20 protein-coding genes are annotated in these 23,684 nt (G+C 72.9%); 8 read left to right on the top strand and 12 right to left on the bottom strand.

Annotated features, from left to right (window positions below; translation table 11 throughout):
- Nucleotides 1-7: 7 nt before the first annotated feature.
- From ABZ860_RS15250 to ABZ860_RS15240, 3 genes are all read right to left on the bottom strand, one after another.
- Nucleotides 8-1,612 (bottom strand): histidine kinase, encoded by a 1,605-nt coding sequence (locus ABZ860_RS15250; RefSeq protein ID WP_357220169.1) that lies wholly within the window; start codon nucleotides 1,610-1,612, stop codon nucleotides 8-10.
- A complete protein-coding gene (locus ABZ860_RS15245; RefSeq protein ID WP_357220167.1) occupies nucleotides 1,613-3,823 on the bottom strand; it encodes a sigma-70 family RNA polymerase sigma factor in 2,211 nt (736 codons plus the stop codon). It lies immediately after the preceding gene.
- A gap of 103 nt (nucleotides 3,824-3,926) precedes the next feature.
- On the bottom strand, nucleotides 3,927-4,277 hold the full coding sequence (locus tag ABZ860_RS15240; RefSeq protein ID WP_357220165.1) for a YciI family protein: 351 nt from the start codon (nucleotides 4,275-4,277) through the stop codon (nucleotides 3,927-3,929).
- 341 nt (nucleotides 4,278-4,618) lie between these two features.
- Here ABZ860_RS15240 and ABZ860_RS15235 point away from each other — a divergent pair, with 341 nt between their 5' ends.
- Entirely contained in the window at nucleotides 4,619-5,320 is a 702-nt protein-coding gene (locus ABZ860_RS15235) for a DUF998 domain-containing protein (protein ID WP_357220163.1), read from the top strand.
- A 223-nt stretch (nucleotides 5,321-5,543) separates the two neighbouring features.
- Nucleotides 5,544-6,275: an alpha/beta hydrolase gene (locus tag ABZ860_RS15230; protein ID WP_357220161.1), complete on the top strand. Its 732-nt coding sequence runs from the start codon at nucleotides 5,544-5,546 to the stop codon at nucleotides 6,273-6,275.
- A gap of 96 nt (nucleotides 6,276-6,371) precedes the next feature.
- On the opposite strand, the gene ABZ860_RS15225 is transcribed toward ABZ860_RS15230, so the two are convergent.
- The 5 genes from ABZ860_RS15225 to ABZ860_RS15205 all read right to left on the bottom strand — a co-directional run bounded on the left by ABZ860_RS15225 (nucleotide 6,372) and on the right by ABZ860_RS15205 (nucleotide 11,318).
- Nucleotides 6,372-7,514, bottom strand: coding sequence for a histidine kinase (locus tag ABZ860_RS15225; RefSeq protein ID WP_357220159.1), 1,143 nt, complete (start codon nucleotides 7,512-7,514; stop codon nucleotides 6,372-6,374).
- Nucleotides 7,515-7,578: 64 nt separating this feature from the next.
- Complete coding sequence (locus ABZ860_RS15220; RefSeq protein ID WP_357220157.1) at nucleotides 7,579-8,217, bottom strand: DedA family protein; 639 nt, start codon at nucleotides 8,215-8,217, stop codon at nucleotides 7,579-7,581.
- A 201-nt stretch (nucleotides 8,218-8,418) separates the two neighbouring features.
- Nucleotides 8,419-8,709 (bottom strand): hypothetical protein, encoded by a 291-nt coding sequence (locus tag ABZ860_RS15215; RefSeq protein ID WP_193204198.1) that lies wholly within the window; start codon nucleotides 8,707-8,709, stop codon nucleotides 8,419-8,421.
- A 225-nt stretch (nucleotides 8,710-8,934) separates the two neighbouring features.
- Entirely contained in the window at nucleotides 8,935-10,413 is a 1,479-nt protein-coding gene (locus ABZ860_RS15210; RefSeq protein ID WP_357220155.1) for a peptidoglycan recognition family protein, read from the bottom strand.
- Between the two features lie 5 nt (nucleotides 10,414-10,418).
- Nucleotides 10,419-11,318 (bottom strand): M23 family metallopeptidase, encoded by a 900-nt coding sequence (locus ABZ860_RS15205; RefSeq protein ID WP_357220154.1) that lies wholly within the window; start codon nucleotides 11,316-11,318, stop codon nucleotides 10,419-10,421.
- Nucleotides 11,319-11,423: 105 nt separating this feature from the next.
- Between ABZ860_RS15205 and ABZ860_RS15200 the strand changes: the two genes are divergently transcribed.
- The 4 genes from ABZ860_RS15200 to nrfD are packed head-to-tail and all read left to right on the top strand — an operon-like array spanning nucleotide 11,424 to nucleotide 19,137.
- Nucleotides 11,424-14,237: a BTAD domain-containing putative transcriptional regulator gene (locus ABZ860_RS15200; protein ID WP_357220152.1), complete on the top strand. Its 2,814-nt coding sequence runs from the start codon at nucleotides 11,424-11,426 to the stop codon at nucleotides 14,235-14,237.
- Nucleotides 14,238-14,266: 29 nt separating this feature from the next.
- Nucleotides 14,267-17,437, top strand: coding sequence for a formate dehydrogenase (gene fdh / locus ABZ860_RS15195; protein ID WP_357220150.1), 3,171 nt, complete (start codon nucleotides 14,267-14,269; stop codon nucleotides 17,435-17,437).
- Entirely contained in the window at nucleotides 17,430-18,179 is a 750-nt protein-coding gene (locus ABZ860_RS15190; RefSeq protein WP_357220148.1) for a 4Fe-4S dicluster domain-containing protein, read from the top strand. Before fdh ends, ABZ860_RS15190 begins: the two co-directional genes overlap by 8 nt.
- A gap of 22 nt (nucleotides 18,180-18,201) precedes the next feature.
- On the top strand, nucleotides 18,202-19,137 hold the full coding sequence (gene nrfD, locus ABZ860_RS15185; protein ID WP_357220146.1) for an NrfD/PsrC family molybdoenzyme membrane anchor subunit: 936 nt from the start codon (nucleotides 18,202-18,204) through the stop codon (nucleotides 19,135-19,137).
- A gap of 138 nt (nucleotides 19,138-19,275) precedes the next feature.
- Here nrfD and ABZ860_RS15180 read toward each other — a convergent pair whose 3' ends face one another.
- Nucleotides 19,276-19,893 (bottom strand): hypothetical protein, encoded by a 618-nt coding sequence (locus ABZ860_RS15180; RefSeq protein WP_357220144.1) that lies wholly within the window; start codon nucleotides 19,891-19,893, stop codon nucleotides 19,276-19,278.
- A 156-nt stretch (nucleotides 19,894-20,049) separates the two neighbouring features.
- Here ABZ860_RS15180 and ABZ860_RS15175 point away from each other — a divergent pair, with 156 nt between their 5' ends.
- Both ABZ860_RS15175 and ABZ860_RS15170 read left to right on the top strand, forming a co-directional pair.
- Nucleotides 20,050-20,718 (top strand): response regulator transcription factor, encoded by a 669-nt coding sequence (locus ABZ860_RS15175; protein ID WP_357220142.1) that lies wholly within the window; start codon nucleotides 20,050-20,052, stop codon nucleotides 20,716-20,718.
- 1 nt (nucleotide 20,719) lies between these two features.
- A complete protein-coding gene (locus ABZ860_RS15170) occupies nucleotides 20,720-22,057 on the top strand; it encodes a HAMP domain-containing sensor histidine kinase (RefSeq protein WP_357220140.1) in 1,338 nt (445 codons plus the stop codon).
- A gap of 34 nt (nucleotides 22,058-22,091) precedes the next feature.
- Here ABZ860_RS15170 and ABZ860_RS15165 read toward each other — a convergent pair whose 3' ends face one another.
- Genes ABZ860_RS15165 through ABZ860_RS15155 form a run of 3 tightly spaced genes read right to left on the bottom strand, consistent with a single transcriptional unit; the run spans nucleotide 22,092 to nucleotide 23,563 of the window.
- A complete protein-coding gene (locus ABZ860_RS15165) occupies nucleotides 22,092-22,703 on the bottom strand; it encodes a helix-turn-helix domain-containing protein (RefSeq protein ID WP_357220138.1) in 612 nt (203 codons plus the stop codon).
- 1 nt (nucleotide 22,704) lies between these two features.
- Nucleotides 22,705-23,094, bottom strand: coding sequence for a hypothetical protein (locus tag ABZ860_RS15160; protein ID WP_357220136.1), 390 nt, complete (start codon nucleotides 23,092-23,094; stop codon nucleotides 22,705-22,707).
- Between the two features lie 58 nt (nucleotides 23,095-23,152).
- On the bottom strand, nucleotides 23,153-23,563 hold the full coding sequence (locus tag ABZ860_RS15155; RefSeq protein WP_357220134.1) for a hypothetical protein: 411 nt from the start codon (nucleotides 23,561-23,563) through the stop codon (nucleotides 23,153-23,155).
- Nucleotides 23,564-23,684 lie beyond the last annotated feature (121 nt).

Raw genomic sequence — 23,684 nt, 5'->3', positions numbered from 1 at the left:
GCGCCGCTCAGGAGGGCAGGAAGGTCTTGCCGACCAGCCGGCCCCCGGCGAAGCACAGCCGGTAGAGCGTCAACTCGCCGAACGGCTCGGGGCTGGTGCTGTAGTAGCGGCATCGGGCGCCCGGCGGGATCGGCGGCTCGGGCCACGACGGGTCGTCGATCCTGGTCCTGGCCGGCAGCACCGCCGCGACCTCGGACTCGGCCTGCCCGACCCTCAGCTTCGCGAACTCGGCAGGCGGCAGGACCGAGGTGGTCGCCTCGTAGACCGTGAACCCCAGCACGAACGCCGCCACTCCGGCCGCCGCGGCCAGGCAGACGAGCGCTGCTGCCAGCCGCGTGCGGCGCACCCGCCGCCGGGCCAGCGCCAGCTCCAGCTCCACGGGACGCGACGCCGCTCGCGGGGGGACATGCGGGGGCCCGGTGTGCGGGAGCCGTACGGTCAGGGTGAATCCGCCGTCGGCGGGGCCGCTCCGCAGGGAGCCGCCCAGCAGGCGGACCCGCTCCGCCAGCGCCCGCAGCGCGTGTCCGCCCGTCACGCCGAGGCCGGGCCGGTGCGGCGCGGCGTTGGCGACGGCGACCACGGTCTCGCCCGGTGCGTGCGCGAGCCGTACGGTGACCGGGGCCCCCGGCGCGTGCTTGGCGGCGTTGGTCAGCCCCTCACGGACGACCCGCCGCACGGTGGCGAGCGCGGGCGCGGGGATCCTCGCCTCCTCGTGCGCGCCGTGCAGCGTGACCGTCATCCCTGCGGCCACGGCGCGGCGGACCAGCTCGTCCACGCTCACCTCGGGCGGATCCGCGTACATCGGGTCCGCGTATGCCGGGTCCGTGGATACCGGGTCCGTGGACGCCGGGCCGAGGCCGTCGCCGTCCCCGAGCACGGCGACGACGTCGCGCAGGCGCTCCGCCGCGGCGGTGACCGCCTCTCGGGCCTCGCCCGCCGCCCTGCGCCGGCTCTCGGGGAGGTCGGCGGCGATCTCCAGGGCGCCGATCCGCAGCGCGACCAGGCTCAGGTCGTGACCGAGCAGGTCGTGCATCTCCCTCGCGATCGCCGCGCGCTCCCGCAGCCTCGCCCGCTCGGCGAGTATGCGCCGCTCGCGCTCCAGATGCCCGGCGCGTTCCCAGCCCGCCCTGGTCAGGGCCTGGCTCTGGTGCCGGGCGTGGCCCGCGAGCCACGGGACGAGTCCGAACAGCGCGATGCCCGTGACGGCGAAGAACCACGCGCCCAGGTCCCACCGGGCCGTGAGAAGCCACCGTACGACCGGGACGACGGCGGCGGCGGCGACCGCGGCGGCCGACAGGCCGAGCAGGGCCGGCCGGGCCATGGCCATGCGCACCCCGGCCAGGTAGCTCATCACGGCCAGGGCCAGGAAGAAGACGGTGGGGTCGCCCCGCACGGCCACCGAGCCCGCCCACAGCGCGGCCGGCACGAGCATCGCCACCAGCGGCCGGGACCGGGCGAGCGCGACGGCGAGGCCGATCGCGGCCAGCCCGGTGATCACCTCGGGCCAGGTGTACCTGTCGGCCAGGGCGTGCGTGAGGCCCGCCCACAGCGCCGGCAGCACGAGGACGGCCCAGAGCAGGACGTCCTTGAGATATGCCGCTTTCCTCCCCACTCAGGCAACGGTATCCGCAGGTCGCGGAACCCTGACGAATCCGTGCAGGGTCCGCGCGCTGGCGTGGCCGGACAGGGACATGAGCATCGGCGCGGACCAGCCGTCCTCGCCGAGGTGGGCCAGGCGCGAGTGGCGCAGGCGGTGCAGGGTGTAACCGCCGCCCTCCGGATCGAGGTCCCTGGTCGCCCGTTTGAACAGGTACTCCGCCCGCTCGTACGACAGGCGGCCCCGGCCCGTGTGCGGGCACAGGTCGGCCGCCGCCGGCATGCGGCCCGGCCCCGGCCTGCGGTCGGCGAGGAACAGCGGGCCCCGGCGGCGGTCTCCGACGAGGAGGGGAAGGAGCGCGGCCGTGCCGGACTGCCAGCGCAGCCAGTGCCCCCTGGCCTTCACCCGGCCGCGCATGCCGGGCAGGTCGAGGTCCTCCACGTCGAGCGAGAGCGCCCATTCGGCCGGGGCCGCGCTCTCGTACAGCAGCAGCCACAGCGCGCGCTCGCGCAGCGGGACGTCCGGCCGCTCCCACAGGCTGTCCAGTCGCGACCGGTCGATGGGGCGGGGGCGGGCGCGGGGCTCGGGCCGCCGGTCGAGCGGGGCGGCGAGGCCGGCGGCGGCCCAGCCGCGTTCGGCCGCCCACGCGGCGAACGACCGCAGTGCCGCGCGGTGCCGGTTCCAGGTCGCCCCCGCCGCCGTGCCCCACGCCGCGGCGAAGACCTCGGCGACCCGGTGGGACGTCACGTCGCGCAGCGGGACGTCCTCGCCGAGGTGCCGGCACAGCCGCGCCAGGGTCTGGTTGTAGGAGCGGATCGTGTCGGCGCTCAGATCGGGCCGGGCGAGGAAGAGCCCCATGGCCCTGCCGAGCGTGACCTCCGCATCCGCCGGTCCGGCCTCCGCGGCCGCTTCCCGGGCTTTCCCGCCTTCCCCGCCTTCCTGAGCTTCTTGGGCTTCCTGGCCGCAGGTCGCGGCGCGCCGCAGCAACACTGACCGTTCCGCGGTGTTGCGGGTGAGGGACGCGGCGCGGTCGAACTCCGCGCGGGCCTCGTCGTGCCGGCCGAGCCGGGCCAGCAGGTCCCCGCGTACGGCGGGCAGCAGGTGGTAGCCCTTGAGCGCGGGTTCGCCGGTCAGCGTGTCCACCAGCGTGAGACCCACGCGCGGCCCGTAGGCCATGGCGAGCGCGACCGCGCGGTTGAGCTGGACGACCGGCGTGGGCAGCACCCTGACGAGAGCCTCGTAGAGCGCCGCGATCTGCGGCCAGTCGGTCTCCTCCGGCGTGGCGGCCCGCGCGTGGCAGGCCGCGATGGCCGCCTGCAGCACGTACGGACCGAGGGGGCCGCCGGCCTGCCGCGCCCGCAGCAGCGCCGCGAAGCCGCGCCGGATGAGCAGCGGGTCCCAGCGTCCCCGGTTCTGCTCGTGCAGCACGACGGGCTCCCCCGAAGGGCCGATACGCGCGGCCGAGCGCGACTGCTGCAGTTCCATCAGCGCGACCAGGCCGTGCACCTCGGCCTCGTCCGGGGTCAGCTCGGCCAGGACCCGGCCCAGGCGCAGCGCCTCCAGGCACAGGGACGGGCGCATCAGGTCGTCGCCCGCCGTCGCCGCGTATCCCTCGTTGAACACGAGATAGATCACTTCGAGCACCGACGACAGCCGGGCCGCCCGTTCCGGCCCCGACGGGACCTCGAAGGGGACGTGCGCGTCGGCGAGCGCCCGCTTGGCCCGCACGATCCGCTGCGCGACGGCGCTCTCGGAGACGAGGAAGGCCCGCGCGATCTCGTCGGTCCGAAGGCCGCCGATCAGCCGCAGTGTGAGCGCGACCCGGGCCTCGGTGGACAGCACCGGGTGACAGGAGACGAACATCAGCCGGAGGACGTCGTCGCCGACCTCTCCGTCGAGCGTGTCCACCACGTCGTCCACGTCACGTTCGCCGTCGTCGGGGCGGGTGGCGAGATCGTGGGCGAGCTGCTCCTGCCCGCGGTCCCGCCGCTCCTCCCGGCGCAGGTGGTCGACGGCGCGGCGCTTGGCGACGGTCATGAGCCAGGCGCCCGGGTTGTCCGGGACGCCCGCCCCGGGCCACCGCTCCAGCGCGGCGAGGACGGCGTCCTGCGCCAGCTCCTCCGCCAGGCCGACGTCGCCGACCATCCGGACGAGGCCGGCGACGATCCTCGCGGACTCCATCTTCCAGACCGCGTCCACGACGCGATGGGCGTCCAGGGAGGTCACCCGACCGATGACAGCATCGGCCCGCCCGCCGCGCAACCCGGCGCGTACCTCGCCGGGGGCCGGACCACCTGCCTGGTCACGGCCTCGCCGACGTTCTCCGGTGTCAGCGGGGGCCGGGCCCGGGGGCGTCTTCGGGGCCGAACACCTGCTGGATCGAGCCCTCGCCGTCGCCCACGATCTTCCAGAAGCGGCGGGCCAGCTCCACGGCCTCCTCGCGGGACCGCGCCTCGATCAGGGCGAAGCTGACGATCGCCTCCTTCGCCTCGGTGAAGGGGCCGTCGGTCACCGTGATCTCGCCGCCGGAGGAGATCATCCGCACACCGCCCGGCTCCAGCCCGCCCGTGGCCAGCAGCACACCGGCCCGGGTCATCTCCTCGATGAAGGCGCCCATCTCGGCCATCATCGCCGCGTCCGGGTTCGCGTCGGTGCCCTTGGTGGTCATCAGAAACCGCATCGTCGTTCTCCTTCTCCTTGGTTCCGGTGGCCGGCCGGGCCGTTCGCCGGTCCCCGCCGTCACCTCCACGTCGTGGCGGACGAACCGGAATCGACAGGCTCCGATCCTGACACGTCGTGACCTGGGCCTTCGCGTCGATGTGACAGGGAACGCACATGTGACAGGGAATGCGCAGACGTCGCTGATGCCGCAGGTAGGGGGCGGGCGGACGGCACGGACGGGCGCGGATGAGCACGGGTTGGCCTGGGCGGGCAGGGCTGGTCGAATCGCGCGGCCGCCGTTCGACGCGTCAGCGAGGCCGGACACCGCACCGGCCGAGACCACCGGAGAAGGGAACGGCCATGACCGCCACGCAGGACACGACCCAGCCCACCACCCAGCCGGCCGCGTCGCGCCGCACATCGGGCTCGACCGGCTCGACGCGTACGCTGCTCACCTGCGCCGTGCTCACCACGCCGGTCTTCGGGATCGTCTCGCTGACGCAGGCGTTCACCCGAGAGGGCTTCGACCTGCTCCGTCATCCGCTCAGCATGCTCAGCACCGGCGACCTCGGATGGCTGCAGATCGGCAACTTCTGGATCACCGCCGTCCTGACGGTCGCCGGGGCGATCGGACTGCGCAGGGTCATGCGCGGCACTCCCGGAGGGACGTGGGCGCCGAGGCTGCTGCTCGTCGAGGGCGCCGGGCTGGCGGCGGCCGGAGCCTTCGGCATGGACCCGGGGGACGGCTTCCCCGTGGGCACCCCGCTCGGGGCTCCGGCCGGGATGAGCTGGCACGCGATGCTGCACATGGCGGCCGGCTCGGTGGCCTTCACCGCACTGATCGCGGCCTGCTTCGTCCTCGGCCGGCACTTCGCCCGCGCGGGGCGGGGGGCGTACGCGGTCGCCTCCCGCCTCGGCGGCCTGGCTCTCCTGCTGGGCAACGGATGGGCCATGTCCGGCGGGCGGGCCGGTTCCCTCACCCTCTGCGTCGGCGTGCTCGTCGCGATGGCCTGGGTGTCGGTGGTCGCCGCGGCCAAGCGCGCGGACCTCGGGGAACGCTGACGCACTCGACGGGAAAGCCGCGCAGAGCTCCTGGTGCCGCGTAAATCACTGTGCCGCGTAAATCACTGGGAGCTCCGCGCGGTCCGGTGATACGTTCGGCGTCGCCGTGCACCGCTGCGACCCGAGGAGGTGAGACCGATCAACGCTGTGACAGGTCGGGGCTCCCTCCGTCGCACGGGCTGGGGAGCGCCCGCAGAAGGCATCCCGAAAGGCGTGTAACGCTTTGCGCTTCATCTCCCGGACGTCGTCGGACGGCGTCACCGAACAGCTGTTCACCCTCGGCGAGGTTCCCGGTGTGTTGTGGACGCCGGAAGACGCCACCGGAGCTCGCCCCCTGATCCTGATGGGCCACGGCGGCGGGCAGCACAAGAAGGCCCCCGGCATCGTGGCCCGCGCGCGCCGCTTCGTCACCGAGGGCGGTTTCGCGGTGGTCGCGGTCGATGCGCCGGGCCACGGCGACCGGCCGAAAACCGAGGAGTTCGCCCGGGTCGCGGCCGGGTTGCGGGCAGGCATGGCCGCGGGTGAGGACATCGCCCCGCATCTCGCCACCATGCACACGTTCCTGGCCGGCCACGCCGTTCCGGAATGGCAGGCGGTCCTGACCGCGGTGCGGGAACTCGACGTCGTCGGCGCCGGCCCTGTGGGCTACTACGGAATGTCGATGGGCTGCGGGCTCGGCGTGCCCTTCGTCGCCGCCGACCCCCGGGTCCGCGCGGCGGTGCTGGGCCTGCTCGGCGTGGACGGGCTGGCCGAGGCCGCCGCCCGGGTCGCCGTCCCGGTGCGGTTCCTGCTCCAGTGGGACGACGAGCGGGTGCCGCGGGCGCGGGGCCTGGCGCTGTTCGACGCTCTGGGGACGGCCGACAAGACGCTGCACGCCAATCCCGGAGGGCACGGGGAGGTCCCCGAGTTCGAGACCGACAGCGCGCTGCGGTTCTTCGCACGGCACCTCGGTTAGATCATCCGTGACGCGCCGGCCGGGCTTCGTATCCGGCCGGCGCGTTCGCACGAAAGGCCGTTCGGTATCGCAGGAGGGCCCGGCCTTCGAGCGGGGTCACCCGCAGGGCAGCTCCGCGCTCACGGTGGTCGGGCCCCCGGGCGGGCTGTCCACCCGGAACCGGCCGTCCAGCGCGGCGACCCTGCGAGCCAGCCCGGACAGGCCGCCCCCACCGGGGTCGGCGCCGCCCCGCCCGTCGTCGCGCACCCGTACGACGATCGTGTCCCGGTCCTCCAGGATCTCCACCCGCACCTGCCCCGCCGCCGCGTGCTTGGCGGCGTTCGTCACGGCCTCCCGTACGACGAAGTAGACCGCGGTCTCCACCTCGGTGGGCGGGCGCGCGGTCAGGCCGTACGCGACCGTGACGGGCGTCCCGGCCCGCTCGGCGACGGCGGCCAGCGACTCGCGCAGCCCGAGCGTGTCGAGCTCGGCCGGGTAGACGCGCCAGGCGACCTCGCGCAGCTCGCGCAGGGCCTCCTGCGCCTCCTCGTGGGCCTGCTGGAGCAGGTCGTCGCGCAGCTGCGGGGTGCGCCCCCGCCGGGCCCGCCCGATCAGCACGGCGAGGGCCACCAGCCGCTGCTGAACGCCGTCGTGCAGGTCGCGCTCGATCCTGCGCCGCTCCTGGTCCACCGCGCTCACGATGCCGGCGCGGGTCCTCGCCAGTTCGTCGATGCGGCGCTCCAGCAGCTCGGTGGGGCTGGGGCCGAGGAAGCGCCGGGCGACCCGCAGTTCCAGGGCGGCGACGCCCTGGATGCCCATGACGTCGAGGAACAGCAGGACGAGCCCGGCCACCCCGAAGTAGGCGAGGATGCCGGGAGTCGGCGGGATGCCGTCGGGGTTCTCCCCGTGCGCCCAGCTCCACACCATGTACACGGACACGCTCACGCCCACGACCAGCAGGAAGAGCACGAGACCGCCGAGCAGGCCGACCGGCCACCGGGCCGCGAGATACCCGGCGACCCGGCCCGTTCCGACGGCGAGGTCGAGGCCGCCGAGCAGGCCGAGCCTGCGCATCTCGAGCCTGGCCAGCGGCACGGCCACGGCCCGCAGCACCCGCTCCCCGGTGCGTCGCGCGGCGGGGTGCGGCAGGCAGAGCAGGGCCAGCGGCGCGGCCACCAGCAGGCAGGCCAGCTCGACGACCGCCGTCAGCGTGCCGATGACGAGCGCCGTGAGGATCCTGAGGGCGCGCGCGACGTTCATCGGCTCCTTCGCGGCGGTTCGCGCCGCTCCGGACGGCAGGCGGACCTGCCCGGGGAGCGGCTGGTCAACGGGCACGGCGTCCCTGGCCGCGCCGTTCCCGCAGCCGTACGGCCACGAACCGGACGACGACGAGCACGACGGCCGCCACGACCACCTTGGACACGATCCCCATGTACTCCTCGACGAGGTGCCAGTTCTCGCCGAGCAGGTAACCCGCCAGCACGAACACGGTGTTCCAGATCAGGCTGCCGAGCGTGGTGAACAGGAGGAAGGTGCCGAGCGGCATGCGTTCCACACCGGCGGGGACCGATATCAGGCTGCGGAAAATCGGGATCATGCGCCCGAAGAACACCGTCTTCACACCATGCCGGGCGAACCACGCCTCCGCCTTCTCGATGTCGGAGATCTTGACCAGCGGCAGACGCGCCGCGATGGCCACCGTACGCTCCCGGCCGAGCAGCGCGCCCACACAGTAGAGCGCGAGCGCCCCCACGACGGAGCCCGCGGTCGTCCACAGGAGGGCGGCGACCAGGCTCATGTCCCCGCGCGCGGCGGTGAACCCGGCGAGCGGCAGGATGACCTCGCTGGGCAGGGGTGGGAACAGGTTCTCCAGGGCGATCGCCACGCCGGCGCCCGGCGCGCCCAGGCGTTCGGTGAGCTCCATCGCCCACCCGGCGATCCCTCCGATTTCCGCGGTGTCCATGCGGGTGACGCTAGAAGCCGGGCGATGCGGTCACCATGAGGGGCGCCGCCGGGCTCTGTCCGGTGCGCCGCATCCCGGGGGTGCGGAAAACCACAGGGCCCCGTGGTCGTCCACAGGCTGTGGATACCGGCGCGCCGCTCCTGCCCGCCGCTCCTGCCCGCCGTTCAGGGGAAGGATCCGCGTGCCTTCGCCGCCGCCGGCTCAGAGGTCGTCCTTGGGCGTCTGGGCCAGCACCTGGTCGGCGGTCGCCGTGACCACCGCCGCGGCCGCCGAGATGTCCCTGACCTGCTCCGCGGGAAGGGCCCGCAGCACCTTCTCCAGTCCCTCCAGGTCCGCCTGGTAGGCGGCCGCCATCGCCGCCTGGGCCTTGGCGGTGCGCCCTGCCTGCTCCACCGCCTTGCCGAGTGCCCGGCCGGCGCGTTCGACGGCCCTGGCCGCCTCGATCGCCGCCTTCTCAAGATTCCTCGCCCACTCGGGCGGCTGGTCGCTCATCGATGTCCTCTGCGTGAGGGTGGTCCCGCGGGCATGAGTAGCCCACGAAGAGTGCCGGATCAGGCCCTTATTGCCCTCCCTGCGCGCTCTACACCCCACAGGGCCCACGCTCTCACGGATATCTCAGACAACCGGGGAGAGCCCCCGGCGCGATGCGGCGCGCGGGGGCTCTCGATCGTGTCCCGGTCATGCCGGGATCAGGCCTCGGACCGATGCCGGAAGAGGTCAGCCGCAGTGCTCGAAGGGGCTGTCATAGGTGGACGAGCCGGCCTTGCCGCCCCACTTCACGCATTTGTCCGCGGCGGCCGCCCGTACCGGCCCGGCGTAGTAGGCGTAGCTGCCGGAGTCGGTCACCCGGGTCCTGCCCTGGACCTCCAGATAGGCGCTGGTCGCGGTGGCCGTGCCCAGCGATGTCTTCTTCAGCGTCACGACGCAGTTGTCGCCGCTGCCGGAGTCGTAGAGCAGATAGACGGTGCCCGCCGTGCCGAGGGCGGCAGAGTCGATCACCGAGTAGCCGCTGCCGCACACCTGCTCCGGCGTGTACGGGTTCCCGGTTCCGCTGCCACCCGTGACGTACTGCATGTACGTGTTCCAGTCCCAGTAGGGCCCGGGGTCGGTGTGGTCGGATCCGGGGACCTGGTAGTGCCCCACGATGTGGGACCGGTCCTTGGGGATGCCGTACCGCGCGGCGATGGAGCGGACGAGGGCGGCCGAGGAGCGGTACATCGCGTCGGTGAACCACGACGCGTCGTCCACGTATCCCTCGTGCTCGATGCCGATGGAGTGGTGGTTGTAGTCGGAGTTGCCCGCGTGCCAGGCCCGGTCCTTCTCCCGCACCATCTGGGTGATCGCGCCGTCGGAGGACCGTACGACGTAGTGCGCAGAGACCTGGGCGGCGGGGTTCTGGAACCAGGAGATCGTCCCGGCGTACGAGCCCTGGGTGACGTGGATGACGATGCGGTCGATCGCGTCGCTCGCCGGCCGGTCGGACACCGCGTAGTTGGCGCTGCTGGCCGCCACCCACGTCGCGCCGGGATAGTCGACGGCGGCCGCGGCGAGCGTGCGGTTCTCCGGCCGGTCGAGGTCGCGGGCGCTCGCCAGGGCCCCTCGGTCCGGATCGACCGGGCGGGCGGCCACGGTGATCGTCTCGCCCGCCGGCGTCCGCGCGGTGAACCCTGCCGAGAGCAGGTCGTAGACGGCGTCGGCGTACAGCCGGGCGACCTCGGGCGTGCTCGCCCCGCCGTAGCGCGCGACGGCGGTGTACCAGCGGCCGGCGTCGGCGCGGGCGGCGGCGTCCAGGCCCAGGGCGTCGGCCCGGGCCCGCAGGACGGCCGCCGCGCCCGCCACGTTGGCCGTGTCGTCGGCCTTGAGCGAGGCGACCGGCGCTCCGGTGAGCCGCGCCGCCTCCTCCAGGGTGTGCGCCGTGGGGTTGCTGACCAGGTGCGCCACGCCATAGCCGCCGCTCGCGCTCGGCTTGCCGTCATGGCCGTCGAGGTGGGTCTCGGCGTAGGCGAGCGCGACGAGCAGGTCGCGGGGGACGCCGTGGGCCGCCGCCGCCCGCGTGAAGGCGGCGGCGAGCGGGCCCTCGGCGGCCGAGGCCGGCCCGGCCGGGACGAGCCCGGCCAGGCACAGCAGGAGCGTGACGACGCCGACGGCGGTCAGGGCCGTACGTCGGGACACGCGGACGGTCAGGGGTTCGGTCATGGGGGTCAGCCGCAGTGCTCGAAGGGGCTGTCGTAGGTGGACGAGCCGGCCTTGCCGCCCCACTTCACGCATTTGTCCGCGGCGGCCGCCCGTACCGGCCCGGCGTAGTAGCCGTAGTCGCCGGAGTCGGTCACCCGGGTCTTGCCCTGGACCTCCAGGTAGGCGCTGGTCGCGGTGGTCGTGCCCAGCGAGGTCTTCTTCATCGTGACGACGCAGTTGTAGCCGTTGCCCGAGTTGTACAGCAGGTAGACGGTGCCCGCCGTGCCGAGGGCGGCAGAGTCGATCACCGAGTAGCCGCTGCCGCAGACCTCCTGCGGGGTGTACGGGTTGGTCGATCCGCCGCCGCAGTTGTGCGAGGTCACGGTCTGCACGGGGTAGCCGAAGGTGACCCCGTCGAACACCGCCTTCTGGATGTTGGCGGGGTAGGACGTGTCGCTCGTGCGCACCTCGTAGTGCAGGTGCGGCGAGATGTTGTTGCCCGGCTTGCTGGTGTTGCCGACCTCGCCGATCTTCTGGCCCTGGCCGACCTGCGCGCCCTGGCTCACCGACATGACCCGGAGGTGGGCGTAGTAGGTGAACCAGCCGCCCCCGTGGTCGATCTTGACGAGGTTGCCGAAGCCGTTGGTCGAGCCCTGGTTGGCGGCGATGACGACCGTGCCTGCCGCCGCCGCGACGACCGGGTCGCCGAGGTCCGCGTCGGCCGTGCTGCCCCGGTTGAAGTCGATCTCCCACGACTGGTGCGCGCTGCTGGCGCTGGAGTTGCCGGTCCACACCTGGCCGCAGGGGAACGGCATCTGGAAGTCCGGGCGCGGACCCGCCGCGGAGGCCGCCGGGGCGGTGGCGGCGCCGAACGCGAGGCCGAGGACCACCGCGAGGCCCGCCGTGACAAGCGATCTGAGTCTCATGACCAAAAAGAGTCGGAATCTACTGCACAAAAAACATCAAGAGTCGGTACAAAGGGTGGGCGAGTCATGGCGAACCGGTCCTTCGACAGGGGGAGCAACGCGGTCATGACAGTCGATCAGCCCACGTTCAGAGTGCTCGGTCCCCTGGAGGTCCGCCTGCCGGGCTCGGCGGCACGGCTCGGCGGCCCGAAACCCCGCATGCTCCTGGCCACCCTTCTCCTCCACGCCAACCACACGGTGGGCGGCGACGAGCTCGCCGAGGTGCTGTGGCCGGACCATCGGCCGCGCTCGACCGCGGCCAACCTCCGCACGTACGCGAGTGCCCTGCGCGCGGAGCTCGGCCAGGCCCCGGCCCGCATCAGGGCCCTCGGGGCGGGGTACGCGATCGAGCTGCCGCCGCATGAGCTCGACCTGCTGCTGTTCGAGGAACGGGTGGCCGCCGCGCGGGAGCGCCGGGCGCGGGGCCGGCCGGACGAGGCGGCCGACCTGCTGGCCCGCGCGCTGGCGCTGTGGCAGGGCGTCCCGCTGTCCGACCTGCCCGGCAGCCCGCTGTGGGACCGCAGGCTCGAACGGCTCGCCCAGACGCGGCTGCGCGCCGCCGAGGACCTGGTCGAGCTGCTCATGGCGGCCGGAGAGTACGGCGAGGCGGCGGGGGAGCTGCGCGCCCTGCTCGCCGACCACCCCTTCCGCGAGGACCTGTGGCGCAGGCTCATGCTGGCCCTGCACTGGTCGGGGCGGCAGGGCGAGGCGCTGCACGCCTTCGGCACGATCCGCGCGCACCTCGTGACCGAACTCGGCATCGAGCCCGGCCCCGAGCTGCGCCGGGCGCACGAGGCCGTGCTCGCCGGGGAGCCGCCCCCGGGGGTGGTGCCGCGTCAGCTGCCACCCGATCTGGTGGACTTCACCGGGCGGGCCGCCGAGGTGGCGGCGCTGACCCGGGCGCTCGCCCCCGGCGGGGTCGCCGTCGTCACCGGGCCGCCGGGCGTCGGCAAGACCGCGCTCGCGGTGCGCTGCGCGCACGCCGTCCGCACGGCGTACCCCCACGGCCAGCTCTTCCTGTCGCTGGGCGGCACGGCGCAGCTCGTCGAGCCGGGGGAGCTGCTGGCCGAGGCGCTGCGCGCGCTGGGCGCGGCGGAGCCGCTGCCGCCCACCGTCCACGAGCGCGCCGCGCTCTACCGCACGCTGCTCGCCGGACGGCCGATGCTGGTCGTGCTCGACGACGCGGCGGGCGCCGCGCAGGTGCGGCATCTGCTGCCGGGCGGTGGCAGCGCCGTCGTCGTGACCGGCAGGCGCCGCATCACCGAGCTGCCCGGAGCCGCGCGGATCGACCTGGACGTCCTGCCACAGGCCGAGGCGCTGGGGCTGCTGACGGCGATCGTCGGCGCGGAGCGGCTGGAGCGGGAGCCGGAGGAGGCCGCCGCCATCGTGCGGGCCTGCGGCCGGCTGCCGCTCGCGATCCGGGTGGCCGGGGCCCGGCTGGCCGCCCGCCCCGGCTGGTCGCCGGCCGTGCTGCGGCGGCGTCTCGACGACGAGACGGCCAGGCTCGCCGAGCTGCGCGCCGGCGACCTGGAGGTGCGGGAGTCCTTCGACCGCAGCTACCGCCTGCTGCCGGACGACGCCGCGCGCACGTTCCGCGCGCTCGGCCTGCTCGGCACCCGGCCGCTGCCCGGCTGGGTGGTCGACGCGGTGCTCGACCGGCACCGCAGCGACGACGTGACCGACGTGCTGGTCGACGCGAACCTGCTGCGCCCGGTGGGGACCGATCCCCTCGGCCAGCCCCGCTACCGGCTGCCCGACCTGCTGCGCGTCGACGCCAGGGACAAGGCGGGCGCGGTGGACATGCCGGCGCTGGCGCGCGTGGTCGCGGGCTGGACGGCCGCCGCGGAACACGCAACGGCCCGGCTGCCCACCACGGTCTTCCGCCTGACCTCGCCCGCCGCCCGGCGCTGGCGGCTGCCCGAGGACGCCCTGCGCCGGGTCGCCGCCGACCCGGTCTCCTGGTTCGGCGCCGAGCACGAGACCCTGGTCGAGGCCGTACGGCTGGCCGCGGACGCGGGGCTGGCCGGCGCGGCCTGGGGCCTGGCGGCGGCGCTCGTGCCGTACTTCGACCTGCGCTGCCACCTCGGCGCGTGGGAGGAAACCCACCGCGTCGCGCTGGAGGCCGCGCGCGCCGCCGGAGACCGGGCGGGCGAGGCCGCCATGCTGCGCGGGCTCGGCCAGGTGGCCCTCTATCGGGACAGGTACGTCCAGGCGGCGGGCATGTTCCGCCGCTCCCGGGTGATCTTCCGTACGCTCGGGGACGTCAGGGGCGAGGCGGTGTCGATCTGCGGGCTGGGCGCGGTCGGCCAGTTCCGGGGCGACCAGGCCGCCGCGTCCCGGCACTTCCGCAGGGCCCTCGGGATGTTCGTGTCGCTGGACGACCGGTCGGGCGAGGCGTACGCCCGGCAGGCGCTCGGGCGCACCTGCCTGAGCGCGGGCGACCTGAACGGCGCCGCCGACTGGCTCGGCGGCGCGCTGCGCATGGCGCGGGAACTCGGCGACGCCCACCGGGAGGGCTGCGTGTCGCTCCAGATCGGCCGCCTGCACGACCTCGCGGGGGAGACCGGGCGGGCGATGCGCGCCCAGGGCCGCGCGCTGACGATATTCGAGGGTTTCGGCGACCGGCACTGCGCGGCGTACGCGATGCAGGGGCTGGGCGGGCTCCAGGCGGCCAGGGGCGACTGGCGGCACGGCTCGGCCAGGCTGGAGAGCTCGCTGGCGATCTTCCGGCAGCTCGGCGACCGGAGCGGGGAGGCGGCCACGCGGCGGCTGCTCAGCGAGCTGCGCCGCTCGTCCGGGCGTCGCGCGCTCGCCCGGGGCTACCTCCACGCGGTCACCTCCCGGCAGGTGGGGGAAGACACGGCGATTTCTCATGATTAGACCGTCACCACTGGGGCATCAGAGGCGTCGTGGGTGGTGGATGGCTCTCCCGCTGGCCGGTGATCCGGCAGCTCAAGGGAGAGGACGGCAGGGGGCAGGCGGCGCGCTCGGCGCGTACGGACGCCCTGCGGCCCCGGGTCGAGGGGGCCGAGACGGTCGCGCGTTCCGTCTGTCCCTACTGCGCCGTGGGCTGCGGCCAGCTCGTCTACGTCAAGGACGGCAAGGTCACCCAGATCGAGGGCGACCCCGACTCGCCGATCTCCCGCGGGCGGCTGTGCCCGAAGGGATCGGCCAGCAAGCAGCTCGTCACCCACCCCGGCCGCCAGACGAAGGTCCTCTACCGCAGGCCGTACGGCACCGAGTGGGAGCCGCTCGACCTCGAGACCGCGATGGACATGATCGCCGACCGCGTGGTGCGGACCCGGCGCGAGACCTGGCAGCAGACGCACGAGGGGCAGGAGGTCAGGAGGACTCTGGGCATCGCCAGCCTGGGCGGGGCGACGCTCGACAACGAAGAGAACTACCTGATGAAGAAGCTCTACACCGCCCTCGGCGCGATCCAGGTCGAGAACCAGGCGCGCATATGACACTCCTCCACCGTCCCCGGTCTGGGGACCAGCTTCGGGCGTGGCGGCGCGACCCAGTATCAGCAGGATCTGGCCAACGCTGACTGCATCGTCATCCAGGGCTCCAACATGGCCGAGTGCCATCCGGTGGGGTACCAGTGGGTGATGGAGGCGCGTGCGCGCGGCGCGAAGGTCTTCCACATCGACCCGCGCTTCAGCCGGACCAGCGCGACCGTGGACAGGTACCTGCCGATCCGCGCCGGCACCGACATCGTGCTGCTCGGCGCGCTGATCAACTACGTGCTGTCGAACGGGCTCGACTTCCGCGAGTACGTCCTGGCGTACACGAACGCCGCGACCCTGGTGAACAAGGACTTCCGCGACACCGAGGACCTCGACGGCCTGTTCTCCGGCTACGACGAGGAGACCGGCAGGTACGACCCGTCGACCTGGGCGTACGAGGGCGACGTGCCCGAGGAGGAGGAGGAGCAGGTCGAGGGCGGCAAGCGTCACGCGGAGGCGGCGGGGTCCGACTCCTACGGCGCGCGCGGCGCGGGCGCGAGCGCGACGCCGCCGGCCGACCCGACGCTGACGAACCCGCGGTGCGTCTACCAGATACTCAAGCGGCACTACTCGCGCTACACGCCCGAGATGGTCGAGGAGCTGTGCGGCATCCCGCCGGAGCGGTTCCACGAGCTGGCCGAGGCGATCACGGCCAACTCGGGCCGGGAACGGACCACGGCGTGGGTCTACTCGGTCGGCTGGACGCAGCACTCGGTCGGCGTGCAGTACATCAGGGCCGCCTCGATCCTGCAGCTTCTGCTGGGCAACATGGGCCGGCCGGGCGGCGGCATCATGGCGCTGCGCGGGCACGCGAGCATCCAGGGCTCCACGGACATCCCGACGCTGTTCAACCTGCTGCCGGGATACATCGCGATGCCGCACGCCCACCGGCACGACGGCCTCGACCACTATCTGGAGCGGGAGGGCGCCGACACCGGCTGGTGGGGCAACCGGCGGGCGTACGTCGTCAGCCTGCTCAAGGCGTGGTGGGGCGATGCGGCGACGGAGGCCAACGACTACCGCTTCGACTACCTGCCGCGCCTGACCGGCGACCACGGCCACTACGCGACGGTGATGGGCCAGATCGACGGGACGGTCAAGGGCTACTTCGTCGTGGGCGAGAACCCGGCGGTCGGCTCGGCCAACGGCAAGGCCCAGCGGCTCGGCCTGGCGAACCTCGACTGGCTGGTGGTCCGCGACCTCGTACCGGTCGAGACCGCGACGTTCTGGAAGGATGCGCCCGAGATCGAGACGGGCGAGCTGCGGACCGAGGACATCGGCACCGAGGTCTTCTTCATGCCGGCCGCGAGCCACGTGGAGAAGGAGGGCACCTTCACCAACACCCAGCGGCTGCTGCAGTGGCGGGAGAAGGCCCTCGACCCGCCGGGCGACTGCCGCAGCGACCTGTGGTTCTTCTACCACCTCGGCAAGCGGATCAGGCAGCGGCTCGGCGACGACGAGATCGACCGGCCGGTCATGGAGCTGACCTGGAACTACCCGGAGATCGGCGAGCAGCGCGATCCCGACGCCGGGGCCGTCCTGCGCGAGATCAACGGCACCGGCCCGGACGGCCGCCTGCTGGCGTCGCTGCGCGAGCTGAAGCCCGACGGCTCGACGAGCTGCGGCTGCTGGATCTACTGCGGGGTGTACGCCGACGGGATCAACATGGCGGCCCGGCGCACGCCGCACACCGAGCAGGGGCCCGTCGCGCTCGAATGGGGCTGGGCCTGGCCGGCGAACCGGCGCATCCTCTACAACCGCGCCTCGGCCGACCCGCAGGGCCGCCCGTGGAGCGAGCGGAAGAAGTACGTCTACTGGGACGGAACCAAATGGACCGGACCCGACGTGCCGGATTTCGAGGAGGACAAGGCGCCCGGCTACGTGCCGCCCGAGGGGGCCAAGGCACAGGACGCGCTGGCCGGGACCGATCCGTTCATCATGCAGTCGGACGGCAGGGGCTGGCTGTACGTCCCGTCCGGCCTGTCCGACGGGCCGCTGCCCACCCACTACGAGCCGCACGAGTCGCCGGTGCGCAACGCGTTGTACGGGCAGCAGGCCAACCCGGCCCGCCGGACCATCGACCGGCCGGAGAACCCGTACAACCCGGCGCTGTCGCCCCGGTTCCCGTACGTCTACACGACGAGCAGGCTCACCGAGCACCACACGACGGGCGCCATGAGCAGGCCCCTGCCCTACCTCGCGGAGCTCCAGCCGGAGGCGTTCTGCGAGGTGTCCCCGGACATGGCGGAGGAGCTCGGCCTGGAGAACGGCGGCTGGGCGACGATCGTCACCACGCGGACCGCGATCGAGCTGCGCGTGCTCGTGACCGGCCGGGTGCGCCCGCTGCGGCTGAACGGCCGGACCGTCCACCAGGTGATCATGCCGTACCACTGGGGGTACAGCAGCGGCGGGGTGATCACCGGGGACGTCGTCAACGACCTGCCGTCGATCGTGCTCGACCCGAACGTCTACATCCAGGAGAGCAAGGCCGGCACCTGCGACGTCCTGCCGGGGCGCCGCCCGCGGGGCGAGGCCCTGCTCGACCTGATCGAGAGGTATCGCCATGGCTGAGCGGGTGGGGTTCTTCACCGACACGTCCATCTGTATCGGCTGCAAAGCCTGCGAGGTGGCCTGCAAGGAGTGGAACCAGGTGCCCGACGACGGGTTCGTGTTCCGGGCCACCTCCTACGACAACACCGGCGCGCTCGGCGCGAGCACCTGGCGGCACGTGGCGTTCGTGGAGCAGGACGGCCGGTGGCTGATGTCGTCGGACGTGTGCAAGCACTGCACCCACGCCGCCTGCCTCGACGTCTGCCCCACCGGGGCGCTGTTCCGCACCGAGTTCGACACCGTCGTCGTCCAGGCCGACGTCTGCAACGGCTGCGGCTACTGCGTCCCCGCCTGCCCGTACGGCGTGATCGACCGCAGGGAGGACGACGGCCGGGCGTGGAAGTGCACGCTCTGCTACGACCGGCTGCGCGGCGGCATGGAGCCCGCCTGCGCCAAGGCGTGCCCGACGAAGTCCATCCAGTTCGGGCCGCTCGACGAGCTGCGGCAGCGGGCCGCGGAACGGGTCGAGCGGCTGCACGCCGAGGGCACGACCGAGGCCCGGCTGTACGGCGCGGACCCGGACGACGGGGTGGGCGGCACGGGCGCGTTCTTCCTCCTGCTCGACGAGCCCGAGACCTACGGCCTGCCGCCGGACCCCGTGGTGACGACCCGCGACCTGCCCGCGATGTGGCGCTGGGCGGGCGGCGCGGCGCTCGCCCTGGCCGCCGGCGTCGCCGCGTGCTTCCTGAGGAGAAGGCCGTGATCGTTTCTGCGGGGAGGGCCTGATGCCGAGGCGCCGGGACGAGATGGTGCCGGACGCCGAGTTCCGGTCCTACTACGGCCAGCCGGTCATCAAACAGCCCATCTGGCACGAGCCCCACATGCCGGCGTACCTCTATCTGGGCGGGATGTCGGGCGCGGCCTCCACGATGGCAGCCGTGGCCCGCCTGACCGGGCACGAACGGCTCGAACTCGCCGCCCGGGCGGCCGCCTTCGCCGGGGGAAGCGCCGGGGCGGCCTTCCTCGTGGCGGAACTGGGCCGCCCGATGCGCTTCCTCAACATGCTCCGGGTGTTCAAGCCGAGCTCGCCGATGAGCGTCGGGTCCTGGACGCTGGCCGCGCAGGGCGGGCTGACCTCGGTGGCGATGGGCTCGGCCGTGACCGGCGTCCTGCCCGTGGTGGGCGACGCCGCGACGCTCGCGAGCGGCCTGAGCGGAGTGGCGATGGCCACCTACACGGCCGTCCTGCTGGCCGACACGGCGGTTCCGGCGTGGCACGAGGCGATGCGCGAGCTGCCGTTCCTGTTCGCCGGAAGCGCGCTCGCCTCGGCGGGCGCGGCCGTCATGCTGACCACGCCCAGGGCGCAGGCCGGGCCCGCCCGCGCCGCGGCGGCGGCGGGTGCGATGGCCGAGGTCGTGGCCGGCGGGCTGATGGAGCGCCGCCTCGGTCTCGTCGGCGAGCCGTACCGGAAGGGCAGGGCGGGCAGGCTCATGCGGGCCTCCCGCGCGCTCACCCTCGGCGGCGGCCTGCTCGCCACCGTCGCCGGGCGCAGCCGGGCCCTCACCGCGCTGAGCGGGCTCGCGATCACGGCCGGAGCCCTGTGCACCCGGTTCGGCGTGCTGGAGGCGGGCCGGGCCTCGGCCAAGGACCCCAGGTACACGGTCGTGCCGCAGCGCGACCGCCTCGACGCCGGCCGCCCCGCCTCCGTCCCCGGCCGCTAGTGCTGTGGACCGGAAACGATCTGCCCGCCTGGTTCAAGCCGGATGCTCGCACGCGGCTGACCGGCGGAGACGTCCCGCCGGCGAGGTGGCCGGCGGGACCTTCGCATGGGGTGGTCAGCGCCTGCGGCGAGTCGTGTGTCAGTTCGGCGTGACGGTCACCGGGGCGTCGTCCCCGGCGTGCACGTCATCCATGCCCTCACCGAGCTTCTTGGGCACGGGGCACTTGCCGTGCGCCGGCTTGCCGTCGACGTAGATCTTCTCGTCGCTCGTGCCGAACTCGCCGCGTTCGTCGCCCTTGACGTGCACGATGCAGGCGACGCCCTTGCCGGGCAGCCGGGGCTCCTTGCACAGGGTGCGCAGCTTGCCCTTCGGGGCCTCCTTGCCGTCCAGGAAGACCTTGCCGCCCCTGAGCGTGTCCCTTCTGAACGTGTCCTCCCTGAACCTGCCGCCCTTGCCGGCCCTGCCGTCCTTGACGTGCACGATGCAGGTGGCGCCCTTGCCGGGCAGCGGGGGCTGCTTGCAGAGGATGCGCAGCTTGCTCTTCGGGACCTCCTTGCCGTCCACGAAGACCTTGCCGTCCTGGTCGACCCTGACGGTGGTCTTGCCCTTCTCCGCGGCCGTCGGCCCACCCTTCACGGCGCAGGCGACCCCCGGCTTCGGGGCGCCGGTGGAGGTCGCGGACGCGGCCGTGGCGCCGCCGATGCCGAGGCCCACCGTCATGACGACCCCCGCGAGGATCATGCTCCTCTTCTTCATTCTCTGGTCACTCCCTAGATCGGCTGCCCGTGGGGGGCTGCGCGTGATCGGTTGACGGAACGCTCAGCAGTCTGGGCTCCTCCACCTGAAGCGATCCTGAAGAGGTAAGCGATGATCTTCATGTTTGCCTTAGGTGCGTACCTTCACCCTGTCGGCGTGCGCTTACTTCTGGTGGAAGACGAACGCAGGCTGACCGAGCTGCTCAAAGACGGCCTGACCAAAGAGGGCTTCGCGGTCGATCTCGCCTACGACGGGCGCGAGGGCCTGTGGATGGCGACCGAGCATTCGTACGACGTGATCGTGCTGGATGTGATGCTGCCGTTGCTGCACGGCTATGGGGTCTGCGCGAAGCTGCGGGAGGCCGGAAACTGGACGCCGATCCTCATGCTGACCGCGAAGGACGGAGAGTACGACGAGGCGGAGGCGCTGGACACCGGCGCGGACGATTATCTGACCAAGCCGTTTTCATACGTCGTACTGCTGGCGCGACTCAGGGCACTGGCCCGGCGCAAGGTGCGGGAGCGGCCGACGGTGCTGACCGCCGGGGATCTCCGGGTCGATCCGGCGGGGCTGAAGTGCAGTCGCGGGGACGTACAGATCGCGTTGACGCCCAAGGAGTTCGCGATCCTGCACTGCCTGGCGCGGCACGCGGGCGAGGTGGTGACCAAGGCCGAGCTGCTCGCCCAGGCGTGGGACTTCGCGTACGACGGCGATTCGAACGTCGTCGAGGTCTACATCAGCGCGCTGCGCCGCAAGATCGACAAACCCTTCGGACGGGCGACGCTGAAGACCGTGCGGGGCGTGGGCTACCGGCTGGAGGGCTGACATGGGAGTACGTCTGCGCACGACGCTGACGGCCACCGCGGCGGTGGCGGCGGCGCTCTGCCTGGCCTCGATCGCGCTGTTCACCGCGCTGGACTCGAGCCTGACGGCCTCCACCAAGGAGTTGGCGGCGAACGACGCCAAGGAACAGATGCGACATCTGAAGGCGGAGTCGGGGCCGGGTTACGCGGGGGACGGAACGGGAATGGTGTCACCGCTCGAAAAGGGAGCGGTGCCGCCGGGCGGGAAGGGACCGATGCCGGGCTCGGCTGCCACCGGCGAAGACGACGGCCCTCCGATACCCGACGAGGCCGTGTTCGTGGTCAGGCGGACGTTCGAGACCGAGGACGGCCCGGTCACCGTCCTCGGAAAAGCTTCCAAGGCACCCGCCCTGGCGGCGATGACCACGCTGAGGAACCTGCTGATCCCGGGGGTTCCGGCGCTCCTCGCGGTGGTCGCGCTGTTCACGTGGCTGGCGGTCGGCCGAGTGCTACGCCCGGTCTCCGCGATCAGGGCGAAGGTCGCCGACATCACCGCGCACGGCCTGCACGAACGCGTGCCGGAGCCGGACACCCGAGACGAGATCGCGGCACTGGCCCGCACCGTCAACGCCACCCTCGACCGGCTGCAGACCTCCGTCGACGCGCAGCGACAGTTCGTGGCCGACGCCGCGCACGAACTCCGCAGCCCACTGGCGATCCTGCGAACCCGGCTGGAGTTGGCCCGGCCCGCCGAGAAGCCGCTGGCGACTGCGGCACTGGACGATGTCGCACGCCTCCAGTCCCTTTCCGCCGACCTCCTCCTGCTGGCCCGGCTCGACGCAGGCGAACCCCTGTCGCGGGCCGAGGAACTGGACCTGGCCCAGGTCGTCGCCGAGGAGGCCGTCCGCAAACGCCCTCGGCCGGACGTCCACGTGTACCTCGACCTCACCCCCGACCTGCTCCTCGACGGCTCCGCCGACCAACTCCGCCGCCTTGTCGCGAACCTCGTCGACAACGCGGTCCGCCACGCCTCCACGTCGGTCCACGTCACCCTCACGGCTCTGGGCGACCACGCCGTCCTCGACGTCGTGGACGACGGCCCCGGTATCCCACCGGAACACCACGCCATCGTCTTCGACCGATTCACCCGCCTGGACCACGCCCGGACCCGGGACACGGGAGGCTCAGGGTTGGGGCTGCCGATCGCCCGGGATATCGCGCGGGCTCACGGGGGGACCCTCCAGGTGGTCCCGCACAGCCCGGGCGCGAGGCTGCGTGCGGTCTTCCCGTTGTCCGGGAGGTCTGCTGCGGACCCGCTCGGTGATCTTGCGGTGTGCGCGCACCGTCGCGAACGCGCCTGACGACCACCCGACCCGATGCCGGGCACAGCACTGGCTAGTGCCGGTCACCCTGCGCCGGTGAGGGCTCGGCGCGGGTCGCGCGGTCGAACAGCTCGAACAGCTCGTCCGCGCAGACGCCGGGATCGAGGCCGTCGACGACCCGCTCGGCCATCGTGTCGATGGACGCGCGCAGAGCCGCCGCCATCACGGTGCAGTCGAACGTCCGGAAGACCCCCGTGCGCTGCCCGTCCGCGAACAGGTCCACCAGCCTGGCTATCGCGGCGTCCCGCTCCTGGCCTCCGACGGGGACCTGGTTGAGGGCGATCTGCTGCACCGCGCGCACGTGTCCGGGATGGCGGGCGACGAAGGCGAGGTTCGACCGGATGAACGCCTCCAGCTGGGCGCGGGCTCCGTGCGCGGCCTGCAGCGCCGGGCGCATGAAGGCCGCGGCGTCGGCGACGACCTGGTGGACGACGGCCTCGAACAGCCGGTCCTTGCTGGAGAAGTGGTAGGTGATCAGTCTCTTGCTGCTGAGCCCCGCATGGTCGCAGATGGCCTCGAACGTGGTCTCCGCGTAGCCGCGCTCGGCGAGCACGGCGATCGCGGCCGAGGCGATCTGAGCCTTGCGTGCCTCGGTGGCCGCCTGCCGGGTCCCAGAGCTTCTCATGTCACCTCAGCTTGCCACCCTTGGGATAGGCCTCACGCACCTCGCGCCGGTTGACGATCAGCGCGACGGCGGCGACCAGGACGCCGACCACGCCCTGCTCCGCCTTCATCCACACCGGGTATCCGCTGTCGGGCGCGAGCAGGATGAGCACGATGCCGATGGGGGCGGCGATGCTGACGAAGCGGATGCGCACGTAGGCGGACCGCCTGCCGCGCGCGGCCTGCCCGGTCAGGGCGACGAGCCAGGCGGATGCCGCGGCCACCGCGGCCCCGCGCACCCACACCACCCAGGTGCCGCCGACGACGGCGGCCACGCCGAGTGCGGCGATCGAGATGACGAGGACGGCGATGAAGAGCGCCCGCACGGGAGTCCAGACCGACTTCTTATCCATGCGGATAAAATTATCCGCATGGATAAGAATGCGCAACCCTCCTGGAGGACCGGGCCGGTCAGCGTGATGCGGGGAAGGCGGCGCGTGATCCGGACCCGTTGAGGAGGAAAGCGACCGCGACCAGGGGCAGGGCGCCTATGGCCTGCATCACCGCGTACCACGTCGGGCAGATGCCGGGGATCAGGTCGACGCCGATGATCGCGATCGGCATGACGACGGTGACGGTGCGCATGCGCTCGTAGCTGCGCCGCGCTCCCTGTGAAGCACCGACGATCTGCCGGTGGAGCACCGGGGCGATGGCGAGCAGTATGACCGCCCGGACCCACATGAACGTGGTCGCCGTGTGGTCGATGATCGACAGCGCGGCGACCGTCGCGAGTGTGATGGCGCAGATCACGCCGTAGAGGGTGACGCACTTCTTCGCCATGTCGAAGGCCTCGTGGGCGCGGGCGTCGTCGATGGTGGTCATGTCCTTCTTCCTCCTTCTCGTCGTGGTCTCGACGCTACGGAGCGGATGGGCGGCGCGATATCCGTCTGGACGTACGGGGGGTGGGGCCAGACCTACTCCGGGGCCGATCCGGTGGGGACGG

It is taken from the genome of Microbispora sp. NPDC046973 (assembly GCF_040644495.1).
GTDB lineage: Bacteria > Actinomycetota > Actinomycetes > Streptosporangiales > Streptosporangiaceae > Microbispora.
Note: the sequence above shows the minus strand (reverse complement) of the source record. Positions and strands in the feature narration are given on the sequence as shown.

Excerpts from the sequence above, each read along its gene's own strand:
- ABZ860_RS15240 (WP_357220165.1), bottom strand. The coding sequence starts at position 4,277 with ATGCGGTTTCTGATGACCACCAAGGGCACCGACGCGAACCCGGACGCG.
- ABZ860_RS15235 (WP_357220163.1), top strand. The coding sequence starts at position 4,619 with ATGACCGCCACGCAGGACACGACCCAGCCCACCACCCAGCCGGCCGCG.
- ABZ860_RS15225 (WP_357220159.1), bottom strand. The coding sequence starts at position 7,514 with ATGAACGTCGCGCGCGCCCTCAGGATCCTCACGGCGCTCGTCATCGGC.
- ABZ860_RS15220 (WP_357220157.1), bottom strand. The coding sequence starts at position 8,217 with ATGGACACCGCGGAAATCGGAGGGATCGCCGGGTGGGCGATGGAGCTC.
- ABZ860_RS15215 (WP_193204198.1), bottom strand. The coding sequence starts at position 8,709 with ATGAGCGACCAGCCGCCCGAGTGGGCGAGGAATCTTGAGAAGGCGGCG.
- ABZ860_RS15210 (WP_357220155.1), bottom strand. The coding sequence starts at position 10,413 with ATGACCGAACCCCTGACCGTCCGCGTGTCCCGACGTACGGCCCTGACC.
- ABZ860_RS15205 (WP_357220154.1), bottom strand. The coding sequence starts at position 11,318 with ATGAGACTCAGATCGCTTGTCACGGCGGGCCTCGCGGTGGTCCTCGGC.
- ABZ860_RS15200 (WP_357220152.1), top strand. The coding sequence starts at position 11,424 with ATGACAGTCGATCAGCCCACGTTCAGAGTGCTCGGTCCCCTGGAGGTC.
- ABZ860_RS15190 (WP_357220148.1), top strand. The coding sequence starts at position 17,430 with ATGGCTGAGCGGGTGGGGTTCTTCACCGACACGTCCATCTGTATCGGC.
- nrfD (WP_357220146.1), top strand. The coding sequence starts at position 18,202 with ATGCCGAGGCGCCGGGACGAGATGGTGCCGGACGCCGAGTTCCGGTCC.
- ABZ860_RS15180 (WP_357220144.1), bottom strand. The coding sequence starts at position 19,893 with ATGAAGAAGAGGAGCATGATCCTCGCGGGGGTCGTCATGACGGTGGGC.
- ABZ860_RS15170 (WP_357220140.1), top strand. The coding sequence starts at position 20,720 with ATGGGAGTACGTCTGCGCACGACGCTGACGGCCACCGCGGCGGTGGCG.
- ABZ860_RS15165 (WP_357220138.1), bottom strand. The coding sequence starts at position 22,703 with ATGAGAAGCTCTGGGACCCGGCAGGCGGCCACCGAGGCACGCAAGGCT.
- ABZ860_RS15160 (WP_357220136.1), bottom strand. The coding sequence starts at position 23,094 with ATGGATAAGAAGTCGGTCTGGACTCCCGTGCGGGCGCTCTTCATCGCC.
- ABZ860_RS15155 (WP_357220134.1), bottom strand. The coding sequence starts at position 23,563 with ATGACCACCATCGACGACGCCCGCGCCCACGAGGCCTTCGACATGGCG.